Below are 24,851 nucleotides of genomic sequence, written 5' to 3'. Positions count from 1 at the left end.
CATGAGTCATGACCCGCCCTTTCAATCCTTGACCTCCGTTCGAGCTGCTATCAATCATGCTTATCTCTGCGAGGAGGCTGAGCAGCTGAATTGTTTACTTCCCTTCATCCAGCTCAATGAGCGCGAACAGGCGCAAGTGCAGGCACTAGTGCGGCATTTGGTGAACAAGGTACGCAGTAGAGAATGGGAAGAGGGTGGCATTGGGGCATTATTGCATGAATATGACCTCAGCAGCCAGGAAGGCGTGTTGTTGATGTCTCTGGCTGAAGCACTGCTGCGTATCCCTGATACTGCGACCGCTGACCGACTGATTCAGGATAAGCTTTCCAATGCTGAATGGGAGCGCCATCTTGGGCATAGCTCTTCATTTTTTGTCAATGCTTCCACCTGGGGTATGTTGTTAACAGGTAGGATTGTTAGGCTGGAGGAATCCTCCTCGCTATTCAGCCGTCTTATTGGCCGCAGCGGCGAGCCGGTCATTCGGCTGGCGATTAAGCAGGCGATGCGCCTTATCAGCCATCAGTTTGTGATGGGCAGTACCCTGGATGAGGCATTGAGGCACAGTCGGGAGGATAGAAACCAACGTTACCGCTATTCCTTTGACATGCTCGGAGAGGCGGCACTCACTGCTGCCGATGCAGAGCGTTATTTTGATCACTATTACCATGCTATTACGGTGCTTAGCGAACAGATCAGTCCTGGCGACTTGCATAAGCATCCCGGTATCTCAGTGAAACTTTCTGCACTCCATCCTCGTTATGAATATACCAAGCGGCAGCGAGTGCTGGATGAATTATCACCACGAATACTGCAACTGGCGGTTGCTGCCAAAGCTGCCAACATCAGCATGACTATCGACGCAGAAGAAGCAGAACGGCTCGATCTTTCGCTTGATTTATTTGAAACGGTATATCGTCACGAATTACTTAGCGGTTGGCACGGTTTCGGCTTGGCGGTGCAGGCTTACCAGAAGCGAGCCATTAATGTGATCGATTGGCTGGCACAATTGGCTCGCGAGGGTAAACGCCAGATTCCTGTCCGTCTCGTGAAAGGAGCTTACTGGGATACTGAAATCAAGCAGGCACAGGAGCGCGGTCTCGACGGTTATCCGGTATTCACTCGCAAGGCAGCGACCGATGTTTCCTATCTGGCCTGCGCACGCCGGCTCCTCGACCATGGTGAACTCTTTTATCCTCAATTTGCTACGCATAATGCTCGCACTGTTGCCACCCTTATTATCATGGCCGGGCAGCGGTCTTTTGAGTTTCAGCGTTTGCATGGTATGGGTGAAGCTCTCTATACCGCCGTGTTCGATGAATACCCACAGCTTAAATGCCGCGTTTATGCACCTGTTGGCCACTACCAGGAGTTGCTACCCTACCTGGTGCGGCGGTTGCTGGAAAATGGCGCCAATAGTTCTTTTGTCAATCAAATTGCGAACGAACAGGTTACAGTTGATGAGACCATAACTGATCCGCTAAGTGAACTGGAACGCCACCAACAATGGATTCCGCAGCCACGTCAGCTCTACGGTAAGGAGCGGCTTAATTCCAGTGGCATCAATCTTGCTGATTCCGATGCGCAGATACACCTCAAGCAAGCATTGGAAATAGCATCTAAGCAACTATGGCATGCGGCACCGATAGTGGATGGCCATACTCTCACAGGAAGGGTAAAAACTATTCTCAACCCCGCCGATCACACTGATGTTGTCGGTGAAGTAACCCTTGCTGATAGCAGCGCAGCTGACAAAGCACTCCAGACTGCCTATCAAGCAGCACCTGAATGGGGCAATACGCATGCGAGCGAACGTGCCGCCCGGTTGGAGCGAGCGGCTGATTTATTAGAAGAGCAACGCGCTGAATTGATGGCGCTCATTATTCGTGAAGGCGGGCGCACCATTCATGATGCGCTCGGAGAAGTGCGCGAAGCCATTGATTTCTGCCGCTACTATGCTGCTCAGGCTCGCCACCATTTTGTCCATCCCGCTATATTGCCCGGGATCACGGGTGAAAGTAATCAATTGCGGCTGACCGGGCGTGGTGTGTTCATTTGCATCAGCCCATGGAATTTCCCGGTTTCCATTTTCACCGGCCAAATTACTGCCGCACTTGCTGCGGGCAACAGCGTGATAGCCAAGCCCGCGGCTCTTACGCCCTTATGCGGCGCATATATGGTGCGTCTGTTGCACGAAGCCGGCGTTCCTAAAAAGGTGCTCCATTTCATTACCGGTAGTGGTAGCGAAATCGGCATGAAGCTGGTAAGCGATGCGCGCATTGCCGGTGTCGCTTTTACCGGTTCTAACAGCACTGCGTGCCAGATCAACCAGGCGCTAACCCAAGGTGAGCGTATACTCCCTTTTATTGCTGAAACGGGGGGGCAGAACGGCATGATCGTCGATAGTTCAGCATTGCCGGAGCAGGTAGTGAAAGATGTAATTACTTCTGCCTTTAACAGTGCGGGTCAGCGCTGCTCAGCACTGCGCGTACTTTTTCTGCAACAGGAAGTCTCAGAACAGATCATAGAAATGCTCAGTGGCGCGATGGATGAATTGCTTATCGGCAACCCTATTCACCTCAGCACCGATATTGGCCCCATTATCAGCCTTTCAGCCTGCGACGAACTGCAACGGCACTGTGAACGCATGGATCGGGAGGCGCGCCTGATCAAAGCGATACCGCTACCGCAAGGAAGCGAGCAGGGCAGTTACTTCGCCCCGCGTATTTATGAGATTGAAAGATTCAGTCAACTCCAGCATGAAGTATTTGGCCCCATTCTTCATATCATCCGCTATCAGGCCAGCTACTTAAATGAAGTAGTTGATGCGATCAACCACAGCGGCTACGGCCTGACACTCGGCATCCACAGCCGCATCAATTCTATCATCGACTACATCACGCGGCACGTACGCTGCGGTAACACTTACGTCAACCGCAATATGATCGGTGCTGTGGTTGGTTCCCAACCCTTCGGTGGTGAAGGGCTCTCCGGTACCGGACCCAAAGCCGGCGGTCCGCACTACTTGCAACGCTTTGCTACTGAACGGGTAGTCACCATCAATACGGCAGCGGTAGGGGGAAATGTGGCGTTGTTATCGGGGGGTGGTATTGATAAAAAATAAAATGTTTACTTCAGATAATCAATTTTTACAAAATGATTGAGCAGATAAGTGAGGCTGATGACTGTAAACACAGGTGCCTTAGTTTCATTGAAGAATAATGCTAAAAATATGATGATAATAGATGGCGAAATAATTAACTTCTTTAGTATATAAGGTGGTATTAAGACAATGTCAGAATTCTTTACTAACTATGGATTATTTTTGGCGAAAACCGTAACAATTATCCTTGCTATTATAGCAGTGGCGCTGTTCTTCGCGTTTATGTCCAGCAGAAAGCGATCAGGCAAAAAAGAGTCTATTGAAATTAAAAAATTGAATAAAAAATATGATGATATGGCGATGGCGATGAATGCCAGCATATTACATAAGAATGGATTAAAAAAATATCTAAAAGAGGAAAAAGAAAAACTAAAAGGAATTGTTGCCGGTACAAATAATGGCATCCCAAAAAAGCGTATCTATGTGTTGGATTTTCATGGGGATATTCGTGCTTCGGCCGTATCATCACTGAGAGAGGAGATTACTGCTATTTTGACGGTGGCTACTGAAAACGATGAGGTGTTTGTACGATTGGAAAGCGGTGGCGGCATAGTCCATGGGTATGGGCTGGGGGCATCCCAGCTTATGCGTATTCGGAAGAAAAACATTCCACTCACGGTTTCAGTTGATAAAGTCGCTGCCAGTGGCGGTTATATGATGGCGTGCGTCGGGAATCGTATTATGGCCGCGCCATTTTCTATCATAGGCTCTATTGGTGTAATTGCCCAGATACCGAATTTTAATAAAGTATTGAAAAAGCATGACATTGAATTTGAACAGTTTACAGCAGGTGAATTTAAAAGAACTGTGACCATGTTTGGTGAAAATACCAATGAAGCGAAGGCTAAATTTCGTGAAGAAATAGAGGATATTCACCTGTTGTTTAAAGAATTTATCGTTCAGCACCGACCTGAAATTGACATCGTTCAGGTCTCTACAGGTGAAAGTTGGCCAGGAACACGTGCATTGGAAAAGAAGCTGGTCGATGAGTTGAAAACTAGTGACGATTACTTGCTGGAAAGCAGCAAAGACGCCGATATTTATGAAATTAAATATGTGAGCAAGAAGTCATTGAGTGAAAAAATGAGATTCCAGATTGAGCGACTTTTTTTCGACAAAGCGCAATATGGTTGACCATTACGCCAGGTTTGCAATTGCAGTACAGAATGGGGGCAGTCATTGCATAGTGCATGAAGTATAATTTATGCTTACCAAGCAGTCAGTTAATTTTTTGTTTATTTTGTAAGATGTAATGACTGACACTATTTCTAGAAATTGAATTTATGGAAGAAGTGGAATTTAGAATCTTTCTCAGGAGACCAGAATATCCTGTACTTATTATATCCTCCGAAAAATTGTATTCTGCACATAACCTTAAGCAATTGGCTGAAATCTGTGTATCCTTGCCCTTGGAAGGAGCTGAAAACAAAACTCGGATAGTTGATTCAACAGGAAGTGAATTTTGGTATTTTCCAGAGCAATATATTTTGTCCCCTGGATTTGTTACAAAAAAATGGACAAAGAAAAAATTAATTGAGACTTTCAATAATAGCTCAAACGCCAGAGAATTAAATAAAGAGTATTCTATGAAGTCATTATCCAGTAAGAAATTGCAAGAAGTAATCGGGGATATATGTAGAATTCTAGATTCTGAAACATAAAAATAGGTGTTTTAAAGATATAACTTGATGCTTCAGTCAACTACTTTCCGCTAAGCTTATTTGTCGGTTAATTCATTCATTTTGTAAGACAATAAGTGCCATCTTTTCATGAATCCGTCGAGGATGCGTGCGCTCATGTAGGCTGAGTAGGTCTGAGATGGATCCATCCAGACAAAGATCTAGAAGCAAACATAACAGTCCAGTTACACCAGAGCGCTCTTTTTTAGCACACCCGATACTGCTCGTCACAACTGTTAGTTGACTTTTCCTTCCGCAAACTTACAATTCTCATAAGCATATCTTTCCCGCGAGTTTAGTTCAACAAAGTTTATCCCCCGTCGATAGAGCAGCGCTTATTGCAACTTGAAGATGACACCGGATAAAGTTATTCGTTAGGCCTAGCTCAAAATGGCTATGAATCGGCAGATTGGTAAATAATAATATAAGTGTTTGTGCGTCATGATCGATGATTATCAAGAAGCAATGGAATTGATGAATAAAATGAAGAATTGTTTACCAATTCCTGTTTATCCATCTAAAAGATTTGTTTCGCTATTAGAACAGCGAAATATAAAACTCAAAACTAATCAACGCCTAGAAATTATCGATGTTCATTATTTGGGAGATGAAGGTGGCATATCATGCACTTTGGAATTTCCATTTAAAACCGAAGAGAGTTACGTTATCTCACTTACTCATCTTCGCCCTATGCCTAATCACCTCCTTGCAAAAGATTTAAGAAAATATCAAATTCACCGGATCAGGAATTTGGCCCAACAATGATTATAAGTATTTATGTATTTTATGTTTCTGTACAGCATGTGAACTGAAAAGGTATCAGTTAGTGTATAGTGTGTGAAGCGTATTTATGGTAAGTTGCCATCAATGAATATGGAGGAGAATGGATTTGTGGGTGAGATAAAAACATATTCCGCACCCCTTATGCCTTTCGAAAAAGATTTTAGAATCTTGTGGTTGCTAGGAAAACAAGGTGGAGAGATTCAGCAGGATTATCCTCTTGACTGATTTTCAACACATATTTTTCATACGACAGCTAGCTTTGATTTTTTCTTCCATGCCGATTTGCATACCTGCAGTACGGCCTTCCTCAAAAGCGATATCTGGTACTATTCCTTTGCTCAGGCGATAAGCCGTCCACATCGCACCGGCGCGATTCCCTGAGGCACAGTGTAGCAGCACGGGGATGGCAGCTTGCTCAACTATGCTACTAAAATTAGTCAATTGTTCCTCGCTAATGCCGGCACTAGTTACCGGGATATTGATATAGCGCATACCAGCAGCTTCAACAGCTCGCTTTTCTGCCAGAGTGCCCTCAGCTTCGGTGCGTAGATCAATGATTGTTTTAAAGCCTTTTTCGGCCAGCTCCTGCACACCCCCTTCATTCAATTTACCCCCAGTAGCAACTTGTGTGGTGGCGCGGTTGTAGTTGGTGACTGCTTTAATCTGGTTGCCAAAAGGAGCTTGTTCAGCTGCTTGAGTAATACTTATGAAAGAGATCAGTAGCAATATAATAATGTAATGTGTCGAATTCATATTGAGTTCATGTAATGGTTTCAGAGAAATAATGCTAATGCGTAAGGTAGCATTATTTGAAGAGCAAATTAACTCATTCTATTTCTAGATCAAACTTGGCATTGTCGGTTCCCCTTCGCATCATTTTTAAAAGTGAGGGCAATCCTTCAAATCAGGCACCATGGTCTTATGCAGACGGAAGCGGAGCAGCGGTTCAAGCAGTATGGACTCAACCGGCTGAGGCCACCGCGGAAACGAAGTGCATGGATACGTTTATTTAAGGGTGATCATATCACCATCGCACGGGCAGTTGGGATGCAACTTGGGATTGAGGATGGTCAGATGGCGCTAAACGGTAGTAATTCAGCTTTTGTTTACCTACCATCCCTTGATGCAGCAATTGTTCGGTACAGCGACAATTGATCCTGCTGCCTGGACTAAAGTGATGTTATTTGGTGTGCTGTTATTTTTGGTAGTTGAAGCTGAGAAGTATTTGATTAGTCGTTACAAGATAGCCAAAATATGACTTTTCCTGGCAGCAGTTTTTACTTGGCAATATTGACAATAGATAACTTTGATATTAGCGGTAGACGTACATTACGATAACTATAATGGTTTGGTTGCAGGGGTTGCCTTTAAACAATGGACTGATGCTGAACCAGATAATGTGTATGTTACCAGGATCGAGCAGGTTGGTGACTATGTTCCTGGGCAGTTTTATCAACGGGAGCTCCCTGGTATTCTCAAGCTGTTAAGCGAACACAGCTTACAGCCAGAATACATTGTGATTGATGGCTATGTTTATTTAGATGGATATGCCAAGCCCGGTCTGGGTAAGCATCTATACGATGCATTGCAGGGCAATGTGAAGGTGATCGGTGTAGCGAAAAAACGATTTGCTGGCATTAGCGAAACCTATGCGTTATATAGAGGGAAAAGCAAGCAGCCACTCTATATTACAAGTATAGGCCAAGCGCTTTCTGCTGCAAAATGGCACATTCTTTCCATGCACGGCATCTATAGAATTCCAACCATGCTAAAAAAAGCTGATCAATTATCTCGATCAAACTGATCAGGAAGACAAGCCAGTAAAGCTCAAATAAGAGTGACTCAAAGGAAGAACAGATAACATGATAGATCTACCAAAGTGCCCTGAATGTGGTTCAGAATATACCTACGCACAGGGAAATATGTATATATGCCCGGAGTGTGCACATGAATGGGCACAGCAAGCGATAACGAAACCTATCGATAATGAAACGATTATTAGTGATGCGTTTGGCAATATTCTTCGAGATGGTGATACTGTCATCGTTATCAAAGATTTAAAGGTTAAGGGCTCGTCATCGGTAGTTAAAGTGGGAACCAAAGTCAAAAACATCCGCCTGGTCGAAGGCGATCATAACATTGACTGTAAAATTGATAGTATTGGTGCTATGAAGCTGAAATCAGAATTCGTGAAGAAAATATAGCCTTGGGTATTCTAATTTTTCCTTATTCACTTGAACCACTGCTGCCTGATTTCCAACAATAGCTCACCTAATTGCCTGGCACGTACAGGTTTGTGAGGATAATGGTGTTGTTCAAAGTGAATCAAGTTATTTTTAATTTTTAAAAAGTGAATGCCGACATCCTCCACATCGTGGCGCAATTTTTCCAATGCTGCGTCGCTAGAGCCATAAGACTGAACCGGAGATTCGGTGAGGTAATAAACAACTTGTAGTACTGCAGGCAAATCAAGGCGCCTGGTATGGGAGGTGATCACAGCCAGGGCTTTCCACAGCGCATCATGCCGCTCATGGTGATGCAGAGGGGGTGCGTCGAGCGTCCCTCGCAGCAATGCGGCGATACGATTAAGCCATGCGACAGGTGGCGATACCGTTTCGAATGCTTTCATCGGTTCATGGGCGATCTGCACGCCAAATTCATTACCATGCTGGATTTCCGCCAAAACAAGGAGCGCGAGCTCTCTTGCTAAATCATAACATGGCAATACATCATTCAATCGTGTATCACCTGTGGTGTATAGATCGATCAGCAAATCTGCTAGTGGTGGAGTGATTAACCACAGTGTCTGTGCCAATCGTGTCGTCGGTTGTGGTCCGCGCAGAATCTGCCAATGCGCTTCACAAAGCTCAACCATGGCATCCTGTAATGCTTGGCGCTGCGCTTCAGGTAATTGCTTGACCAGCTCCTGAGCTTCTGTTGCGATCAGTGAAAGACTTGTCATGGCAATATTTCTGCAACTGAATAGACATTACCGAAAAATGAGCGTTCATTGGATGCGATACGATAAGATTATGAGAGAAAATGACTATTTCCTGCCGATGGGCATCAGGATAAGCGGATGTTCCTGCATCGGTAGGCCCAATACATTAGCAACCTCCTCCTCATCAAAGGCGCCGACGATTACTGTAGTTAAGTCCAGTGCATTGGCCTGTAAAAACAGGTTTTCCGCTGCATGCCCTGCTTCCATATGAACATAACGTTTACCGCGCTCTCCATATTTATGAGTAGTACGCTTATAATCTGCAGCAAATACCACAATGGCGGCCGCATGGGCCAGCCACTCCTGACCTAAGGCAGCGCTCGCCAATAAATTGCGCCGATCACCCTCTTGCATCCATTCTAAATGATGCTGATCAGGATCATAACCATACACAGCTGGAGCCAGATCCTCCAACGCCCTCACGACCAGGTACAACTGCAGTGGATACAAGGCGCCGGCTGATGGTGCAGTACGATACCCTTGCGGGTGGGTAATACCTTGTGCTGCCCATAGTAATTGTCCGATTTCGGCTAACTTGAGTGTAGTAACTGAGTATTCACGGATGCAATGACGTTTTGCTAGTAACGCCTCAAGAGAAGTTGAGCCAGTTAAATTAGGCTGGGGTAAGGCAATTGTTTCACTCTGTTGTGCCATAGCGCCTCCTGATATATGGCAGATTAACAATAGCAATCAATATGACCGTAGCAGCCTATGATTAATTCCTAACCTTAATCTTATTTAACTGATTTAACCACATTATGAGGAGGGCGAACCGGAATAGCATTTACAATAGTAGCGTAGCGTTCGACCTGAACAAGCCGAATGGCAGTATCAGTTTCTTATTCCATTTCCAAATCAAAAATGGCGCGAAGGCGAGCTGCAGACAGGACCAATAATGCGGCAAGGTGAAACTGACCAAGCCAGGTTTGATTTGGAAATGGAATTAACTCACAACCCAAGACCAGAATTGATATACCGCAGTACCGGCAAAGGTTCCCAATGCATAACCCAAAACACCTACCAGCACGCCAGGGGTGATCAGATCGCGCCACTCTTTGGCAGCGGCTAAGGCGGGCGCGGTGGTTGCACCGAGCACTGCCGCATTTGAAGCAGTAATCAGTTCTGGCAATGAAAATCCGAGCAGTTTGCCGAAGCCGAAAGTGATCAACGCATGTACGACCAAAAGAATGGCTACCAACAGGATCAGCAGCGGTGCAATTTGTATCATGGCCAAAACATTGGCTCCTGCAGCGATGGTTGCGAAGAATATCAACGACAAAAGCATGCCCAGTTCAAAGTCACCATGCAGCCGCGCCATTTGCTTGGGAAACAAGGTGGCAAGCATGACAGCCAGCAGCGTAATCATTGCGTAACGCCAGTCTGGAATAGCTAGCCAGCCCGTCAGCGCATCCCCAGTGGCCACAACCAGCAGCGCAAGCGTTAGAGACATGGCTAAAGTCAATGGAGTAGGGCGCCCCAGCTCAAGCTCTGAATTTGCGATATGGTGATTGCGGGGAGTGTAGCGTCGCGCAAGCCAGCGCCAACTTGGCAGCACCGCCAACATGGCCAGATATAATGCACTGAACAGATTATCCGTAGCCGTGGCCGCTGAGAAAAATGAGGCATCTTTACGCAGCCGGGTGATTTCCCCCAAGGCTGCATAATTGACTGAACCACCGATGTAGGTGGAGGTAAACAGCCCTGCGATCGCAGGCTCACGCGAAGCAGCATCAATTGCCGCTCCTGTTCCGAGTGAGGAGAGATCGAGCAGCAACACGGCCACGATTGTGCCGCTGATAGTGCCGAAGCACGCTAGCAAAAACGCCATCGTCATGCGCGTCGTTTCAAAAAAGAGTCGCCTGAGATCAGCCTTGAACAGAAAGAGCGGAATCAGCACAGGCACAAAATAGGCGAAGACAAAATCGTAAGCAGGGGCTGTATGCGGAATGATATTCACATTCGCTGTGATGATGGCAGTAAGTATCGCGATGACAGCGCTGGTTAGCAGCGCGCCCACACGGGTTCTTTCTGCAAGTAGAGCGAGCGTGGCAATGACAAACAGCGCAGCCATGATCGCGAAGTGATTATCGGCTGGAATCAGGGAAATAAGCTTACTCCCATCAGATAAGGTTGAATTTATCCTTGAGAAATAGGCTATTGATCATGCTTATGGCGTGAGATTAATGCATCCTTGATCTGATTAAACGGTTTATTCAGGAAAAAATTCTGAATATTGCCTGCAATCTGATCGAGCAAGCGCTGACGAGATTCTCTACTGGCCCAGGCAATGTGCGGTGTGATGATCAAATTGGGCTGCGGGTACTCCAATAATACATTGCCTGCAACAGGCGGCTCATTTTGTAAAACATCAGTGGCTGCACCGGCAATGCGGCCAGAAGACAGGCTTTTTAGTAAATCGGCTTCGTTCACTAAGCCACCGCGTGCTGTATTAATGAGATAGGCGGATGGTTTCATCAACTCAAATTCTCTTTGACTGATCAGGTTGCGGGTTGCGTCTGTAAGCGGACAGTGCAGGGTAATAAAATCTGACTGACTAATCACTTCATCAAATGTCGTACGTCCTGGGCGGGCAGGCTGGCCCTTATGCTCAGCAATTAATAATTGCATCCCAAATGCCTGGGCTATTTCTGCCACTGCTTTTCCTAGCATACCATAGCCGATTATCCCGAGCGTTTTGCCTGACAGCTCTTCAATACCGAAATCAAGCGGACAGAAATGGGCGCTTGTCTGCCAGCCTCCATTCTTGACCAGATGCTGATACTCAATAAAACGGCGTGAAAGATTGAGTATGAGCATGAAAACATGCTCTACCACAGAAGGTGTGGCATAGTCGCGTACATTACAAACAGGAATATTGTAATCAGCCGCGGCTGTGAGATCGATATTGTTATAACCGGTAGCGGCAATGCAGACCAATTTCAAGCGGTTTGCAGATGATAATGCAGCACGATCCAACAGCGCTTTATTGATGACAACGACTTCTGCATCCTTGACTCTCTCAATAGCTTGTTCTGTGGCGGTATCTTCATAATAATGCCACGGAGATATAGCCTGTTCCAGCCTCGTACAATCGATATCACCACGGGTGACGGAACCGAAATCAAGAAAAACTGCGCGCATGTGATTGCCTTTGGTGAAAATAGAAGTAATTCATACTGTGATTGGGATGTATTGAAAACCTGGAATGTTGCCAAAACCTTGAGAGAATAGGAGAATGACAAGTATACGGAATAATTCACTTTGATCCTCACTAAATTAGCACTGTTGAAATGGCTGCTTCTGGCCAGAATCATCCAGTCAATTTCTCTCAATAAATCTCCGATAATCTAGCTAAATAGTATGAGACAGCGAATACTTTAATGATCTGCAGAACTGTATAACTTTTCTTTAGGATGATATACAGTTAGCTATTCTGACAAACGTAACAATTTTGTTGTTGTTAATTTCTAAAGCATGGAAAATATGCTGAAACTATATAATTACTTGTTAGAGCGCTTACCTCATGCAGCCGCCCAAGAGTGATATCTGCGTCATATGCGAGACAAACCCCGCCACTACGGATGAACATGTGCCACCGCGTGGTTTCTTTAAGGGACTATCCGGGCAGTTCCGTACTGTGCCCGCGTGCAGCGCCTGCAACAACGGAAGTTCTAAAGACGACGAAGAACTGCGCCTGTATATTAGCGCGCAAATCGGAAAACAAACGGAAGCCGCGAAAATCCTGTGGGAGAAGGGAGCGCATAAGAGCATACTCCGTAGCACGCAATTGCGGTCCACTTTCATGAGCACACTTCGTGAAGTGCCCGTGGTTCTTCCAAACGGTGAAGTAGCCAACCGTCTTACATTTTTGGTCCCTCTTGCACTTTACAAGCGAGTTTTTGAGCGCGTGACCCGAGGCTTGTTCTTTTGGCACACTAGTTCTATTCTCCCAAGAGATACCTCAGTGAAGATTCAACTACTGGTCAGCATGCCTGACTTGGACTCTCCGGATCTAAAAGCCTTAGAGGCACATACTGTTGTCGAAGGCGCATTCAAGTACAGATTCGGTATTGACCCAGAAAATAATCGCAATACTGTGTAGCTGTTTGGAGTTCACCAAGCGCACTGGCTTTATGCAACTACTGGAGTGCTCACCGATGAAGCGTTCTAACCCTGCGCTTAACCACGCTCCCTTCTGGCGCTGGACGCTCGTACCTCGCGCCACTGATTGAAAACGTTAGATTTCATCGTGCTTGCACTTGATGCGATCGAAGTGAATTCCGGACGCCTATACCTTGAGGCATTTGGTGCACTAGAACGCGAGCAATTTGCAGCGACAATTGCCCTATCAATTTTCTCGTTTGAGGAAGCCGCGAAATACGTCAGTCTCAAACACCAAGCTAAACGTCCGGAGCTTCCGAAGAAACGATTTTTTAAACGCGAAGTAAAATACGATGAGATCGGAGAGCTGTTCTGGTATTGGGCAATCTTCTCCGTCCCGACGAAGACGTTCGAGGACTTTAAATCCTTTGCCAGTACATTGCCCGATCCCGACCCCAAACTAATACAAATGATGCAAGGTCTTTCTGGTGAGGATGTTGTGGATTTCCTGCGATACAACATGTTTTCGAGTGAAGAAGAGATGCGGCCTCATGTCCGGAAGCGCTTTCCTCACCCTGACTTGCTCGACGTCGCAGCCACCGGCGCCTCGGGAAAGATCGAGGCTATCCGGCGGCGAGTACTTTACGTCGATCCCTTACCTGACCTCAACGCGAGACTAAGTTCCTCTCAATCGATAGGAAATGATGAAGCGAACAAATGGTTAAAAATTGCCTTCTTCGGTCAGGTTAGTCAGGTTATTTCGAACGTTATGCATTTAAACTTACACCTACCGTAGAGGAAACATATGCTTGATTGGTTAAACAAAAACATCGGCACCGATTGGGCCACTTATACAGGGGTAATTTTAGGGCTTGTGTCATTAATATCATTAGTGTGGGGTGGGAGTAAAATTTTAAGAAGTAAATCGATTTCGCAAATCGCCAATGTTAAAGGCGGCACAGTGATCCAAGTAGGCGGAAATGTTCGAGCAGAAAAAATCAATGAATCAAAAAGCTCAAGCGACTGATGGCGCAAAAGTAATACAGGTTACAGGAAACTTCAATCAAGGTATTAGTTTTGCCGATTGTGAGAGGCTTTTCAATTTATTGATGACAGAAAATTTCCCCCGGCTGGAAGCCATTGCAGCCACAAAGGCCAAGGAAAACGTTGACGCATTGATTAAGAGTACCTTCGAAAAGATTGAGTCAAGGATTGATCAAGTCAGCGCAGAAAAACTCGCACAGCCTGATGTTCAATGCACATTTAACACAGCAGTCCAAAGCGCTGCAAAAAAAGGTCACAAAATAGACATTGATCTACTAGCCGAGCTATTAGAGGCAAGGATCGAAAAAGAGAGCTCAGATTATATTGATAACTGCATAGAGGCCGCAGTTGAGATGGTGCCAAAGTTAACCAGCGAGATGCTTGCACTGTTGCCAGCGCTTCACTTTATCCAAGCACTGAACTACAATACCCCAGCCGAGTTGGATGCAGCTTTCGGCGCTATATATGATCGATTCCTATCGAAGTGTGTGGGCATGACGTCGTCAAAGCTAAAAACCATGGCGTCAATTGGAGTTGGCAACTATATAAATATCATGGGTGGCAACACCTTTAGCGAGATGAAGAAGAAATACCTTCATCTACAACAAACTGATGTTGAATTAAATCACCCAAGGATGGTTGAGGCTCTGAAATTCTACGATCAGAATAATCTCCACCAACTCACCCTTACAACGCCCGGGCAAGTAATTGCAATCAAGCTCTTAGCAAAGATATTCCCTTCAATTAGTCTGCTGGCCTGCCTTCAATGAATTTTCCTTGGGAGCAAACATCTATTCATGACTATCAGTTCAACGCGTACGTCACGTTCTCCGCACGCGCTGCCGGTTAACTAGGCGTTAGGCCATGGAAGGAGGCACATGAAGTAAGAAACGTAAGTTACAGGAAACATTCGCATATACTATGCATGTTATAGATTCTCCCGCATGGGCTAAAATGACGCGAAAGCGAGCTGCAGTCAGTATGAATAATACGGCAAGGAGAATCGATAAAATCAGGTTTGATTTGGAAATGAAATTACTACACATTTTGAATGTTTTATTGTGTAGCGCAGTCTATAAACTTTATGCAACATTCTGCGTCAGTTGGCGCTTTTTAGGGATTAATCTTAACAAACTATACTGTTCGGCAACATGCATTTCTGCGGCTGAGAAAACAGCTTTTTTAGGAATGCACAACAAGACAGGACAGTCAAATGCCCATAATCTCTCCATCCTCAGACAAATCAATTCGATGTGCAGCCGGATCATGCGGTAACCCAGGCATAGTGACAATGTCACCAGTCAGTACCAGCAGGTAACCGGCACCTGCAGCGATGCGTACTGATTCAACTGGCAATATAAATTTACTAAGATGATTCCCTAAAGTTGGGTCGCCGCTCAATGATAAGTGACTCTTGGCAATACAGATGGGGAGTTGATCGTAACCCAGTGAGCGAATCCGTTCAAGATCCTTTCTTGCGGTGCGACTGAGCTCGATATGGCTAGCGCCATAGATAGTGCGAGCGATGGCGGCGATCTTCTCTTCAGGAGGAGAATCCAAATCATAAAGATAACGTACAGGCGGTGTCGACTGAGCGACGGCAGCAATAACTGCATGCGCTAACGCTTCAGCCCCAGCGCCTCCATCGGTATAACCGGTAAAGAGGGCGGCAGTGAGTCCAAGCTGGGTACACCCTTTTTCGATGGTAGCCAGTTCTTGTTGGGTGTCGCCTTCAAAGCAATTGATGGCGATGACCGGTTCAAAGCCAAAGGCGCGCACGCTATGAACATGATGCTCCAGGTGTGCCAAGCCTCGTTCGATTTCCTGAATGGGGCCGGGGGAGGCCGGGTCACCGCCACCATGGATTCTTAAAGCACGGGCGGTGACTACCAGGACGACCACACTGGGCCATAGGCCAGAGCTGCGGCATTTTATGTCAAAAAACTTCTCGGCCCCCAGGTCAAAGCCGAAGCCCGCTTCTGTCACGGCAAAATCCGCGCAGGCGGCGGCGGTCCTGGTAGCGATCACGCTATTGCAACCGTGGGCAATGTTGCCAAATGGACCGCCATGCACAAAAGCGGGCACACCTTCGGTAGATTGCACTAGATTCGGCAGAATGGCATCCTGCAGCAGCGCTGCCATTGCGCCTGTTGCCTGAAGACTCTGGGCTGTGACCGCATTGCCTGCGCGATCAAATCCAACCAGAATACGTCCCAGCCGAGCCTTTAAATCAGCCAAGTCCTCAGATAGACACAGGATGGCCATGACTTCTGAAGCTGCGGTGATGTCAAAGCCGGTCTCGCGCGGGACACCATTAAGGCGTCCGCCTAGTCCAATCACGGTCTGACGCAGGGCGCGGTCGTTCACATCCAGCACACGGCGCCAAAACACTTGGCGGTGCTCCAGATCAAGTTCGCTGCGAAAATGGATAGCGTTGTCCAGTAAGGCGGCCAGCAGATTGTGTGCGGCGCCGATGGCATGCAGATCCCCCGTGAAATGCATATTGATGCGTGTTGAAGGCTCGAGCTGGCAACGGTCACCACCGGTACCGCCTCCCTTGACGCCAAAGATAGGCCCCAGCGAGGGTTCGCGTAAGGCAAGTGCTACACGCTGACCGATGCGCGCAAGACCTTGTGCCAAACCGATAGAAACTGTGGTTTTTCCCTCACCACTACGAGTGGGATTAATCGCTGAAACCAGGATGATTTTTCCCTTTGGCTTAGCCTCTTTCTTTGGTAAGGCACTTAACCGAAGTTTTGCCATATGCTCGCCATAGCACATCAGTGCATCTGGGTGTAGATCAAGTGCTGCGGCGATGTCCAGTATGGGGCGCATTATAAAAATTTCAGGCAAGGAGAATAAGTATATGTGAGCGCTTTAATATATGAGATATCCAACATTTTTGGGTTTCATTACATTATAAAATCTCAGTGTGCGTGCTGCAAAATGTAAAAATAGAAATAATTCTAACATTCCAAATTATATGCATTTGCATTATGGGTTACCTATTTGTAATTTTTTTAATCTCATAAAGCAAGGAAAATGAATCGAGCTGTTATTTCTGTCTATCAGATCAAAAAAATCAAGTTAGGCAATAAAAATCCTCAGCTCCAATTTTATTATTTTCTGATAGAAAGTAATCAAGAATAAAGAGAGCACCAGCATAATTAAATCTTTCCTGGCGTACTTGTGTTCACTCACAAACCTGTTAGAGGAGGGCATAGGCCGGGTGAATTTTCAAGACTTTGTGTTATGCAAGATAGCTCCTGAATTTATTTTCAGAAAAATAAGCGATAAATGTTATTTACACTGCAAATAATAATGATTATTATTTGCAAATCATGAAGAGTCATTTGAATTTGATGTTAATGTCAAATATGATTTGAAAATAAAAGGGGCGCGAGCACTCATATTATTACTACCGCAACCTTATTGATTTTTCATTAAAAAGAAATTTGATTTAGCCAGCCAACAAAAGCGCATATTGCTTGTCAGCCAGCCATTATTTCAATGACTAGGAGATGGTTTTATGGATAAAAAATTAGGGCTGATTGAGAGCAGAGGGTGTCATTTCTCACAAACTTCAAGTCTACGCTTTGCAGCTTGCTTAATTAAACAACTAACTGCATGCGTAATTACATCTAATCTCGTAAAGCGATATATAGCTCGTTATCAGATTTGTGGGCGATTAGGTGCCAGGTACGTACCCGCTTGAACTGGGAGTGTATCTCTCGAACATCATTCTTTTTCTGCTTTACTTGATTGAGTACGTAACTAATACGAATGGAGACGGCTTTGCTATGAATGCACCTTTCTTGCCGATACTGTCAATAGTAGACCCCTTATTGGCAGACAATCAGATTTTGGCTCCTATCCCCCAATTAAACACTGAAACTGAATTATCGCCAATCAAACGCAGCAAAATTTGGGAGCTTAAAGAAGCTAATCGCTGCCCGATTGTGGGCACCTGTTTATCGAAAGATGAGTTAATACGTTTTGCCCGGCGATTTCATTTTGAAGCGTCGATAACCGATGTATTTTTATTGCATGTCGAAGCAGTGAATTGTGTGGCTACACGTAACCCCGCCTCCGAAGCGATTCAGAAGTACCTCGACTCAAAGTATCAGACTGCGCTTACTCGTTTCGAATCTGCTAAAACAGATGCTGCAGTATTCGATCTGTGGAAAAAATGTTTTGTACAGGGAGAAATTGCAGGCGCTTTGTGGGCCGCTCTGACGCACAAACGAATTAGCGATGATACCAGAGGAAAAATCTATGCGGATATGCATATGCATTCTCACCATATGGGAGCAAATCAGGCTGCTGATACTCGTAGATTAGCTCAGCTGGAGAAAGAGTATGCCGAATTAGAAACAGCGATGGAACTCCAGAAACAACACCATTCGCGGATCGAAGCAAAATTGCGCCTGCGGTTTCAGGAGGCTTTGGCCGAAAGCGAGCATTTACGTCATAATCAGAAAGAGATCGTCGCGTTAAAAGCCCGTCTGTCTGCAATTGAGTCTGGTAAAACCATGACTGAAATGGGGCAGCGTTTGATGAAATTATCCATGGAAAATGAGCGATTAAAAAGTGTTGCTCATCAAGCTGATAATCTCGATCAATTACTGCAAGATGCTCATAACCAAATAGCAGCTTTAATTGATGAGTGTAAAGTACTGACCACCGAACGTGATGCACTAGAAAGGTTCCTTTTATCCGATAGTTCTTGCAAGGATTCTTGTAATCATCCGAACGCTCATGATACATCCCAACTAAAGGATTGCTGCGTAGTTTGTGTTGGTGGGCGTATTGCCCAACTCCCGCAATATCGTATGTTGGCGGAACAGATGGGTATCCGCTTAACTCACCATGATGGTGGCCAGCAACATGCGCTTTCTCGTTTACCAGAAATGATCAATAGTGCTGATGCAGTTATTTGCCCTACAGATTGCGTCAGCCATGCTGCTTATTACCAGTTAAAACGGCTTTGCAAACGTCATGGTAAGCCTTGCTTGTTATTCAAAGGTAAAGGAGTTGCTAGCTTTGCTTCTGCACTTATACGGTTGTCATTAGGCCAAGTAAGTTTGAATGCTGATACTCGCGAGTTGTTGGCAGAAGGCATCAGTAAGTGATCATTAAAGTTTATTCATATTATTAATTTTTTAGGATATTCATTTAAATAAGAATGGGTTGCTAGAAACGATGATATAAAGATTTAAATAAAAATAATTATCATAGTCATTTTCATTAACATTGCTACAATAAGAATATCAAAATTTATGATGATGCCAGTAGACAAATGGTCTCAAGGATTAGGCACCTTGTTTATCGCGAACCGCACCCAATTACTCCGGGCAGCGTATAAAATTTTAGGCGACTGGGAACGATCAGATGATGTAGTGCAAGACGCTTATATCAAAATCACTGAGATGGCAGCTGCGCAGAAGGTTAGACAGCCATTGGCCTATCTATTTCAGATCGTACGCAATTTGGCTATCGATCACTATAGGCGTGATGTATTCGAGTCAGAGCTTTTTGGAACAGACGAGGAGGGGTTGCAGGTTCCAGCTCTGACGGGAACACCAGAAACTCATGCAATCAATCGTCAACATCTCGAGTTGATTGCAGAAGCGTTAGCTAAGCTTCCGGAGCGTACAAAACGGGTTTTTGAGCTTTATCGGATACATGGATATACGCATCGGATGATTGCAGATGAATTGGGTATTTCTACTTCCTTAGCAAATATTCTCATCCATGAAGCAATGAATCACTGCAAGAATGCTCTTTAATTTAGCCCGGATATTGCACAATCATCAAAAATAAGTGTGAATTTGCCAAAGATTCATTTTTTAAGTGGATAAATCGGATTTCTATTCAGAACTTGTTGTGATGAAATTCACTTTTCTGCACATTTTGGTGGAAATGATGACAGAAAAGAGGTTTTTCTCTGCTGACAGGCGCAGCCCATCCACCCCATAGCTATTTTATGTGGCAAACGATGGTGCATAATCCTGGAAATGAGTTATCCAGAAGTCAGTCTGGCTGCGACTTGGAAGAATAGTTTCTGATAAGGACAGCTACTTGCAAGTAAAAAACGAATACGGCGGGTATTGCGTAGCATAGCGGCACCTATTTTAATCAGCTTAAATGTGAATTAAGAGCTAGCTCGTAAAAAATTCCAAAAAAACAGAGCCGCAGCCAGTTTTCCGAAGACATGCACCATAAGCCCTTGATAAGAACGAACTTGACTGGCACATTCAATGCCTGTCTTTTCTTCAATCCAGGCAAATAAGGCTTCAATCGGTTGCCGAACGCGAGACACCGCTGTAGACAACCATTGATCCTGTGGTTCCAGATGGTGTTGCCCTTTTTGTTTTTTAACCGGTGTCAAGACGGTCAGATTCTGGGCTTGTCTGACCTCTTCGGCGTCTGGCCGTTGATAAGCTTTATCACCATACAGCTCATTGTTGTGCAATTGTGGCCGAATCTGATCAAATATTTTGCCATCGTGGTCGCTGGCGCCGGTTACATCGATGTACTCGGGGATCGGCGATGAGCCTGGTTGACGGCGCCCTATGATATGGACCCGCACACCATGATAATACAATTTCTTGGTTGAGCAATAACCTGAATCTGCCAACTGTTTAGCTACACACGCTTTAAACCGGTGGCCTTGCCTGACAAGGATGACCGGAAATGAATCGGTCAACCAGACTTGCCCGGAATTCCTGGTTTCCTGTTCCTGCTGAATCAGTGCTAATAAGGGTGCAAACACATCGGCAACCCGATTCAGGCGCTGCACATAAGTCACATAACCTGGAAGTCGTGGAAACCAATCGCGTAAATGGCGATCCGCATACTCATAAATACCTTTGATCTCTCGATGCTTGTCCATTACACCGAACAGGTAGAGAGTAATCACTTCTTCGTCGCTAAAACTTAAATCCGCGTAATGACTCATTCTTTGACTATAAGTCCAAAGATTTTGCTGATAATGCTTGCAAACATAGAGATAAATCGTTATTAATCGCTCTTGCCAGTTCATTGGTTACTTTAATTGATTGAGGTCGGGTGATGTCTTCCTCAATAGTTTAACGTTATTGATGAACTGGCTTCTATTTCAGCTCTTAATTCGCATTTAATTCGTTTTATATTGGATCAGCTATATCTGACTGTACGCATATCCTTATTTATAAAAAATATTTTATTTTTCCAATAACTTATCTCCCTGGGTTCAGGATGCGCCTTGACGCTACTGCATACAATGCGATCACAGAGCAATTCCAACGTAAATAGCATAGATCACAGAGCACGAACAAACCAAAATTATCGATAGAGTTTAAGGGAGGAATCATGAACGGAGGAAAGCAAGATCCGTTCCCGGCACCAAGTGAGTTGTGCAGGAGTCTTTAAAGGAGAATCGACTGTTGGTAGGCCTCTTCCTTTATGCTAGCCTGGCCTGTATGTCAATTCTTGTATGGTTTCAGAGCATATCATGCTCATTTGGATTATGGCAGTTCAACATTATCCATACGCTCGAGGATGAATTGCTGGCGACGCAATAGCCTTTTCGATGGATTAGCAGGCAGTCTTGAATTGGTAATAGCTGCGGCTAGCAAAGCCGCCTGTTCGCGGTTTAGTTTCAAGGCAGGAGTTCTGAAATACATCCTGGCTGCGGCTTCTGCCCCCCAAATACCGTCACCCCATTCAATCACATTCAGGTAGATCTCAAAAATACGATGCTTGCTAAGCTCAGTTTCGAGCTGCCGGACGATGAGGAATTCACGCAACTTGAAGAACTGATTTTCCGAAGATGAAGAATAAAGGTTCTTGGCTAACTGCTGTGTGAGGGTAATTCCTCCCTGGTTCGTTAGTTCCTTTTCCTTTCCATTCATATCAACGTAATTAAGCAGCTTGCCTAAGTCGCTACCTTTGCGCGAAAAAAAAGTAGCATCCTGCGCTGCTAATACCGCATATTTTAGATGAGGAGATATCTGTTCGTACGGAACCCAGAACTGAATACGCCGCTTTATTATGCCCTTCTGCTGCGTCTCAGCAGCACGCATATCCATGAGTGCTGTCGATGCAGGATTTGTTGCCCGAAGGGCACTAATATCGGGCAGGGTGAAAAACACTTGTGCGACATAGCACGCTATGCCCACAAGGATTGCCATCGTCACGTACCTCCAGTATGAAGGCTGCAGGGCATAAGAAACAGAAGTAGGTATATTCTTTTCCATGTAAAAAATATTATGCCGAGTATCTTAATAACAAGAATGGATTTTTTTCTAATTGAGATTGAGAAGTTGTTTGAGAATCCGGAACTTTAACCTTTATGTAACGTGAGTTCGACATAAGAAAAGCTGTAAAAGGCACCTGAATTCCTTATGATGAAGTGGTTCTGGAAAGAATTTCATCATGAGGAGAGTCAGATTCCCATGAATACTATAACGATTTTTTGTGCGAATGACGAATTTTGTAAAGAGTTTGAGCCGCGTTGGGAGCAGCGCTTATTAGAGTCATCGCTGAAACGGCGTCGGCGGCAAGGAGTACTGTGTCTAAGCGAAATCATGACCATCATGGTGGGGTTTCATCTGTCCGGCTACCGGACATTTAAGCACTATTACCTGAATTACGTGTTGAGGTATCAGCGGGGTTATTTTCCAGGGTTGGTGAGCTATAAACGCTTTGTTGAGCTATTGCAAGGTAGCCTGGTGCCTTTGTGCTGTTTTCTGACCAGCCGCTTTGGGCAATGCAGTTGGGATCAGCTTCATTGGTTCAACCAAAATCAGCGTGTGCCACAATCGCCGCATTACCTCCCATAAAGTAATGGCAGAGTTTGCTGCTCAGGGAAAGACCAGTGTGGATTGGTTTTATGGGTTCAAGTTGCATCTGGTCATTAATGACCAGGGGGAATTGCTGGGAGTCAAAATCACGGCGGGCAATGTGGATGACCGTAACCCGGTACCCGAGTTGACGCGCTCCTTATTCGGCAAACTCTGCGGTTATCAGGGCTACTTTTCGCGGCCACTCTTTGAGCAACTCCGGGAGCAAGGTGTGCAACTCGTTACCAATGTACGCAAGAACATGAAAAACAAGCTGTTGCCGCTGTTGACAAGCTGCTGTTACGTAAACGCTCGATTATTGAGACCGTCAATGATCAATTGAAGAATAGTTCGCAAATTGACCATTTCCGTCATCGCAGCGTATTTAACTTCGTTGTTAATCTGATAGCCGGATTGGTGGCTTACCCCTTTCGCGAGAAGAAACCCTCGCTTAATATCAGCCTCCCTCAAGCTCTTCCAATTGTGATGTGATGATTCTTATGTCGAACTCACGTTAATGAAATAGAAAATATTAGTCATTTAATGATGATATGTTATATCATATCATTTATACTAAATAACACTGGAGTTAGATTGTATGCCCGTTCTGAATGCTTCACATACACCGACCTACCGCTTACCCGTTACTATCCTCTCAGGCTTCTTAGGTGCAGGGAAAACCACGGTGCTGAATCATATTCTTCATAACCGGCAAGGCCAGCGTGTGGCAGTTATTGTGAACGATATGAGCGAGATCAATATCGATGCCTTGATGATCGAGAAAGAAATCTCGTTCAGCCGCTCCGAAGAAAAATTGGTTGAGATGAGTAATGGTTGTATTTGCTGTACATTGCGTGAAGATCTCTTGGTCGAAGTACGCAAGCTCGCTGCAGAGAAGAAGTTTGATTATCTGGTGATCGAGTCGACGGGCATCTCTGAGCCATTGCCGATTGCAGAGACGTTTACCTTTGCAGATGAAAACGGTGTCAGCCTATCCGATATCGCGCGGCTGGATACCATGGTCACCGTAGTTGATGCGGTCAATTTTCTTAAGGGCACCTCTAAAAATTCAAGCTATAAAATGAGGCGCGTTAGGAGAAAGTAGTATTTTCTTGATTTGTCCAGGATAACACGTTGTTTCAAATGTATAATAATGAGATTATGCTCCCCGATATGAGTCCTCACCATGCAACTCGGTTTTTTTGACCTTGACAATCGATATGCTCAGCTAAGTAAGTTAAATGATCCGCTTGAAGAGCTGAATCGCATAATCGATTGGAATCTATTCGCTGATCTTCTTGCAGAGACAACGACGAAGCCCCGGAAAAGTGAAGCAGGCCGCAAACCCTTTGATCGGGTGATGCTATTCAAAATGCTGGTATTACAAAGAATGAATAATCTGTCGGATGATCGGCTGGAGTATCAAGTCCGGGACCGGTTGAGTTTCATGCGGTTTTTGGGACTTGGTCTGGCAGGGGTAGTGCCTGACGCAAAGACCATGTGGTCGTTCCGGGAAGAGTTAAAAGAGAACCATCTGATGGATCGTCTGTTTGCAAAATTCGATGAATGTTTACGAGAGTTGGAGGTAGAACTGAAGTCAGGTCAGATCATTGATGCGACCTTTGTGAGTGTGCCTAAACAACGCAATACACGTGAAGAAAACAAGATGATTAAAGAAGATGCCGTTCCGATTGAATGGGGACAGAATCCCCACAAACTGGCGCAAAAAGACATTGATGCGCGTTGGACGAAGAAGAACAGCGAATCGTTTTATGGTTACAAAGATCACGTCAATATGGATCGCGATACCAAGCTGATAACCACATGGGAAGTTACTTCAGCGCAAATTCATGACAGTCAGGTTTTGGAAGAAGTGCTGCAATCCCCTGAAGTGGGAGGCGCAGATATTTATGCGGACTCAGCATACCGCAGCAATGCACAGGAAGAAAGTCTGGTCACCTCAAAATACACGAGTCAGATTCACGAAAAAGGCGCTCGCAATCATCCCCTCACGCAAGCACAAAAATCCAGTAACAAAGAGAAATCACGGGTGCGTGCACGAGTCGAGCATGTGTTTGGTTCGATGACGAATGAACTGGGCGGAATCACGATTCGTACCATAGGTTATGGGAGAGCAAAAGTACAAATAGGCTTACTCAACCTCGTCTATAACATCAAGCGTGTAGCGACGCTGATTCGAAAAGGGTATTTCAGTTTCGATAGGGTTAGTGCGCCCGAAATGGCTTAAAGGGAGCAAA

Annotated in this window: 25 protein-coding genes and 2 pseudogenes; 17 read left to right on the top strand and 10 right to left on the bottom strand. The window is 45.2% G+C overall.

The genetic code is table 11. The features are described 5' to 3' along the window. Window position 1: 1 nt before the first annotated feature. The 4 genes from putA to AAW31_RS13040 all read left to right on the top strand — a co-directional run bounded on the left by putA (window position 2) and on the right by AAW31_RS13040 (window position 5,604). Window positions 2-3,121 (top strand): bifunctional proline dehydrogenase/L-glutamate gamma-semialdehyde dehydrogenase PutA, encoded by a 3,120-nt coding sequence (putA, locus tag AAW31_RS13055; protein ID WP_046850553.1) that lies wholly within the window; start codon window positions 2-4, stop codon window positions 3,119-3,121. Window positions 3,122-3,289: 168 nt separating this feature from the next. Beyond that, window positions 3,290-4,294, top strand: a complete 1,005-nt coding sequence (gene sohB / locus AAW31_RS13050; protein ID WP_046850552.1) for a protease SohB — start codon at window positions 3,290-3,292, stop codon at window positions 4,292-4,294. 149 nt (window positions 4,295-4,443) lie between these two features. Beyond that, window positions 4,444-4,821, top strand: a complete 378-nt coding sequence (locus AAW31_RS13045) for a hypothetical protein (RefSeq protein ID WP_046850551.1) — start codon at window positions 4,444-4,446, stop codon at window positions 4,819-4,821. Between the two features lie 459 nt (window positions 4,822-5,280). Beyond that, on the top strand, window positions 5,281-5,604 hold the full coding sequence (locus AAW31_RS13040) for a hypothetical protein (RefSeq protein WP_052752253.1): 324 nt from the start codon (window positions 5,281-5,283) through the stop codon (window positions 5,602-5,604). Window positions 5,605-5,850: 246 nt separating this feature from the next. Here the strand turns inward: AAW31_RS13040 and AAW31_RS13035 are convergent, their stop codons facing one another. After that, the gene (locus AAW31_RS13035; RefSeq protein WP_046850550.1) at window positions 5,851-6,375 is read right to left on the bottom strand and encodes a fused DSP-PTPase phosphatase/NAD kinase-like protein; all 525 of its coding nucleotides are present in this window, start codon (window positions 6,373-6,375) and stop codon (window positions 5,851-5,853) included. A gap of 132 nt (window positions 6,376-6,507) precedes the next feature. Between AAW31_RS13035 and AAW31_RS13030 the strand changes: the two genes are divergently transcribed. From AAW31_RS13030 to AAW31_RS13020, 4 genes are read left to right on the top strand one after another with little or no spacing between them, the layout of a single operon-like run. Then, complete coding sequence (locus AAW31_RS13030; RefSeq protein ID WP_258920399.1) at window positions 6,508-6,777, top strand: cation-transporting P-type ATPase; 270 nt, start codon at window positions 6,508-6,510, stop codon at window positions 6,775-6,777. Beyond that, complete coding sequence (locus AAW31_RS23730) at window positions 6,746-6,880, top strand: hypothetical protein (RefSeq protein WP_082110457.1); 135 nt, start codon at window positions 6,746-6,748, stop codon at window positions 6,878-6,880. The genes AAW31_RS13030 and AAW31_RS23730 overlap by 32 nt, the downstream gene beginning before the upstream one ends. 48 nt (window positions 6,881-6,928) lie before the next feature. After that, window positions 6,929-7,426 (top strand): endonuclease V, encoded by a 498-nt coding sequence (locus tag AAW31_RS13025; protein ID WP_046850548.1) that lies wholly within the window; start codon window positions 6,929-6,931, stop codon window positions 7,424-7,426. 58 nt (window positions 7,427-7,484) lie between these two features. After that, a complete protein-coding gene (locus tag AAW31_RS13020; protein WP_046850547.1) occupies window positions 7,485-7,826 on the top strand; it encodes a zinc ribbon domain-containing protein YjdM in 342 nt (113 codons plus the stop codon). Between the two features lie 26 nt (window positions 7,827-7,852). Here the strand turns inward: AAW31_RS13020 and AAW31_RS13015 are convergent, their stop codons facing one another. From AAW31_RS13015 to AAW31_RS21425, 5 genes are all read right to left on the bottom strand, one after another. Next, window positions 7,853-8,584, bottom strand: a complete 732-nt coding sequence (locus tag AAW31_RS13015; RefSeq protein ID WP_046850546.1) for a hypothetical protein — start codon at window positions 8,582-8,584, stop codon at window positions 7,853-7,855. An 84-nt stretch (window positions 8,585-8,668) separates the two neighbouring features. Beyond that, complete coding sequence (locus tag AAW31_RS13010) at window positions 8,669-9,277, bottom strand: SagB/ThcOx family dehydrogenase (RefSeq protein ID WP_046850545.1); 609 nt, start codon at window positions 9,275-9,277, stop codon at window positions 8,669-8,671. A 289-nt stretch (window positions 9,278-9,566) separates the two neighbouring features. Continuing rightward, complete coding sequence (locus AAW31_RS13005; RefSeq protein ID WP_200899635.1) at window positions 9,567-10,694, bottom strand: DUF819 family protein; 1,128 nt, start codon at window positions 10,692-10,694, stop codon at window positions 9,567-9,569. An 83-nt stretch (window positions 10,695-10,777) separates the two neighbouring features. Continuing rightward, the gene (locus AAW31_RS13000; protein ID WP_046850543.1) at window positions 10,778-11,764 is read right to left on the bottom strand and encodes a 2-hydroxyacid dehydrogenase; all 987 of its coding nucleotides are present in this window, start codon (window positions 11,762-11,764) and stop codon (window positions 10,778-10,780) included. 475 nt (window positions 11,765-12,239) lie between these two features. Further along, a complete protein-coding gene (locus tag AAW31_RS21425) occupies window positions 12,240-12,386 on the bottom strand; it encodes a hypothetical protein (protein ID WP_158441526.1) in 147 nt (48 codons plus the stop codon). 201 nt (window positions 12,387-12,587) lie between these two features. On the opposite strand from AAW31_RS21425, the gene AAW31_RS21420 reads away from it, so the two are divergent. The 4 genes from AAW31_RS21420 (at window position 12,588) to AAW31_RS12980 (ending at window position 14,538) form a co-directional block, all read left to right on the top strand. After that, a complete protein-coding gene (locus tag AAW31_RS21420) occupies window positions 12,588-12,725 on the top strand; it encodes a hypothetical protein (protein ID WP_158441524.1) in 138 nt (45 codons plus the stop codon). A 126-nt stretch (window positions 12,726-12,851) separates the two neighbouring features. After that, window positions 12,852-13,520, top strand: coding sequence for a hypothetical protein (locus AAW31_RS12990; RefSeq protein ID WP_148906863.1), 669 nt, complete (start codon window positions 12,852-12,854; stop codon window positions 13,518-13,520). A 9-nt stretch (window positions 13,521-13,529) separates the two neighbouring features. Next, window positions 13,530-13,751 (top strand): hypothetical protein, encoded by a 222-nt coding sequence (locus AAW31_RS12985; RefSeq protein WP_046850540.1) that lies wholly within the window; start codon window positions 13,530-13,532, stop codon window positions 13,749-13,751. Further along, on the top strand, window positions 13,705-14,538 hold the full coding sequence (locus AAW31_RS12980) for an LPO_1073/Vpar_1526 family protein (protein WP_200899634.1): 834 nt from the start codon (window positions 13,705-13,707) through the stop codon (window positions 14,536-14,538). Before AAW31_RS12985 ends, AAW31_RS12980 begins: the two co-directional genes overlap by 47 nt. Before the next feature lie 439 nt (window positions 14,539-14,977). Here the strand turns inward: AAW31_RS12980 and AAW31_RS12975 are convergent, their stop codons facing one another. Continuing rightward, the gene (locus AAW31_RS12975; protein WP_309567360.1) at window positions 14,978-16,621 is read right to left on the bottom strand and encodes a formate--tetrahydrofolate ligase; all 1,644 of its coding nucleotides are present in this window, start codon (window positions 16,619-16,621) and stop codon (window positions 14,978-14,980) included. 839 nt (window positions 16,622-17,460) lie between these two features. Here AAW31_RS12975 and AAW31_RS12970 point away from each other — a divergent pair. Both AAW31_RS12970 and AAW31_RS12965 read left to right on the top strand, forming a co-directional pair. Then, a complete protein-coding gene (locus tag AAW31_RS12970; RefSeq protein ID WP_144412962.1) occupies window positions 17,461-18,900 on the top strand; it encodes a DUF2325 domain-containing protein in 1,440 nt (479 codons plus the stop codon). Between the two features lie 147 nt (window positions 18,901-19,047). After that, window positions 19,048-19,557, top strand: coding sequence for an RNA polymerase factor sigma-70 (locus tag AAW31_RS12965; protein ID WP_235264373.1), 510 nt, complete (start codon window positions 19,048-19,050; stop codon window positions 19,555-19,557). Between the two features lie 233 nt (window positions 19,558-19,790). On the opposite strand, the gene AAW31_RS23725 is transcribed toward AAW31_RS12965, so the two are convergent. The 3 genes from AAW31_RS23725 to AAW31_RS12955 form a co-directional block, all read right to left on the bottom strand. Then, entirely contained in the window at window positions 19,791-19,907 is a 117-nt protein-coding gene (locus AAW31_RS23725; protein ID WP_392390534.1) for a hypothetical protein, read from the bottom strand. Window positions 19,908-19,922: 15 nt separating this feature from the next. Further along, entirely contained in the window at window positions 19,923-20,813 is an 891-nt protein-coding gene (locus AAW31_RS12960; RefSeq protein ID WP_046850536.1) for a transposase, read from the bottom strand. A 463-nt stretch (window positions 20,814-21,276) separates the two neighbouring features. Then, window positions 21,277-21,942: a transglycosylase domain-containing protein gene (locus AAW31_RS12955; protein WP_052752252.1), complete on the bottom strand. Its 666-nt coding sequence runs from the start codon at window positions 21,940-21,942 to the stop codon at window positions 21,277-21,279. A 264-nt stretch (window positions 21,943-22,206) separates the two neighbouring features. Here AAW31_RS12955 and AAW31_RS23720 point away from each other — a divergent pair. The 3 genes and pseudogenes from AAW31_RS23720 (at window position 22,207) to AAW31_RS12940 (ending at window position 24,841) form a co-directional block, all read left to right on the top strand. Continuing rightward, window positions 22,207-23,085: pseudogene (locus tag AAW31_RS23720) on the top strand (IS982 family transposase). Between the two features lie 106 nt (window positions 23,086-23,191). Then, window positions 23,192-23,656 (top strand): annotated as a pseudogene (locus AAW31_RS12945) (GTP-binding protein); the annotation flags it as partial. A 123-nt stretch (window positions 23,657-23,779) separates the two neighbouring features. Beyond that, window positions 23,780-24,841: an IS5 family transposase gene (locus tag AAW31_RS12940; protein ID WP_046850534.1), complete on the top strand. Its 1,062-nt coding sequence runs from the start codon at window positions 23,780-23,782 to the stop codon at window positions 24,839-24,841. The last annotated feature ends 10 nt before the right edge of the window (window positions 24,842-24,851 follow it).

It is taken from the genome of Nitrosomonas communis (assembly GCF_001007935.1).
GTDB classification, from domain to species: domain Bacteria; phylum Pseudomonadota; class Gammaproteobacteria; order Burkholderiales; family Nitrosomonadaceae; genus Nitrosomonas; species Nitrosomonas communis.
The sequence above is the reverse complement of the archived record's forward strand: the minus strand, read 5'-3'. Positions and strand labels throughout refer to the sequence as shown.

Excerpts from the sequence above, each read along its gene's own strand:
- putA (WP_046850553.1), top strand. The coding sequence starts at position 2 with ATGAGTCATGACCCGCCCTTTCAATCCTTGACCTCCGTTCGAGCTGCT.
- sohB (WP_046850552.1), top strand. The coding sequence starts at position 3,290 with ATGTCAGAATTCTTTACTAACTATGGATTATTTTTGGCGAAAACCGTA.
- AAW31_RS13045 (WP_046850551.1), top strand. The coding sequence starts at position 4,444 with ATGGAAGAAGTGGAATTTAGAATCTTTCTCAGGAGACCAGAATATCCT.
- AAW31_RS13040 (WP_052752253.1), top strand. The coding sequence starts at position 5,281 with ATGATCGATGATTATCAAGAAGCAATGGAATTGATGAATAAAATGAAG.
- AAW31_RS13035 (WP_046850550.1), bottom strand. The coding sequence starts at position 6,375 with ATGAATTCGACACATTACATTATTATATTGCTACTGATCTCTTTCATA.
- AAW31_RS23730 (WP_082110457.1), top strand. The coding sequence starts at position 6,746 with ATGCAGCAATTGTTCGGTACAGCGACAATTGATCCTGCTGCCTGGACT.
- AAW31_RS13020 (WP_046850547.1), top strand. The coding sequence starts at position 7,485 with ATGATAGATCTACCAAAGTGCCCTGAATGTGGTTCAGAATATACCTAC.
- AAW31_RS13015 (WP_046850546.1), bottom strand. The coding sequence starts at position 8,584 with ATGACAAGTCTTTCACTGATCGCAACAGAAGCTCAGGAGCTGGTCAAG.
- AAW31_RS13010 (WP_046850545.1), bottom strand. The coding sequence starts at position 9,277 with ATGGCACAACAGAGTGAAACAATTGCCTTACCCCAGCCTAATTTAACT.
- AAW31_RS13005 (WP_200899635.1), bottom strand. The coding sequence starts at position 10,694 with ATGGCTGCGCTGTTTGTCATTGCCACGCTCGCTCTACTTGCAGAAAGA.
- AAW31_RS13000 (WP_046850543.1), bottom strand. The coding sequence starts at position 11,764 with ATGCGCGCAGTTTTTCTTGATTTCGGTTCCGTCACCCGTGGTGATATC.
- AAW31_RS21425 (WP_158441526.1), bottom strand. The coding sequence starts at position 12,386 with ATGCGCTCCCTTCTCCCACAGGATTTTCGCGGCTTCCGTTTGTTTTCC.
- AAW31_RS12985 (WP_046850540.1), top strand. The coding sequence starts at position 13,530 with ATGCTTGATTGGTTAAACAAAAACATCGGCACCGATTGGGCCACTTAT.
- AAW31_RS12980 (WP_200899634.1), top strand. The coding sequence starts at position 13,705 with ATGTTCGAGCAGAAAAAATCAATGAATCAAAAAGCTCAAGCGACTGAT.
- AAW31_RS12965 (WP_235264373.1), top strand. The coding sequence starts at position 19,048 with ATGATGATGCCAGTAGACAAATGGTCTCAAGGATTAGGCACCTTGTTT.
- AAW31_RS12960 (WP_046850536.1), bottom strand. The coding sequence starts at position 20,813 with ATGAACTGGCAAGAGCGATTAATAACGATTTATCTCTATGTTTGCAAG.
- AAW31_RS12955 (WP_052752252.1), bottom strand. The coding sequence starts at position 21,942 with ATGGCAATCCTTGTGGGCATAGCGTGCTATGTCGCACAAGTGTTTTTC.
- AAW31_RS12940 (WP_046850534.1), top strand. The coding sequence starts at position 23,780 with ATGCAACTCGGTTTTTTTGACCTTGACAATCGATATGCTCAGCTAAGT.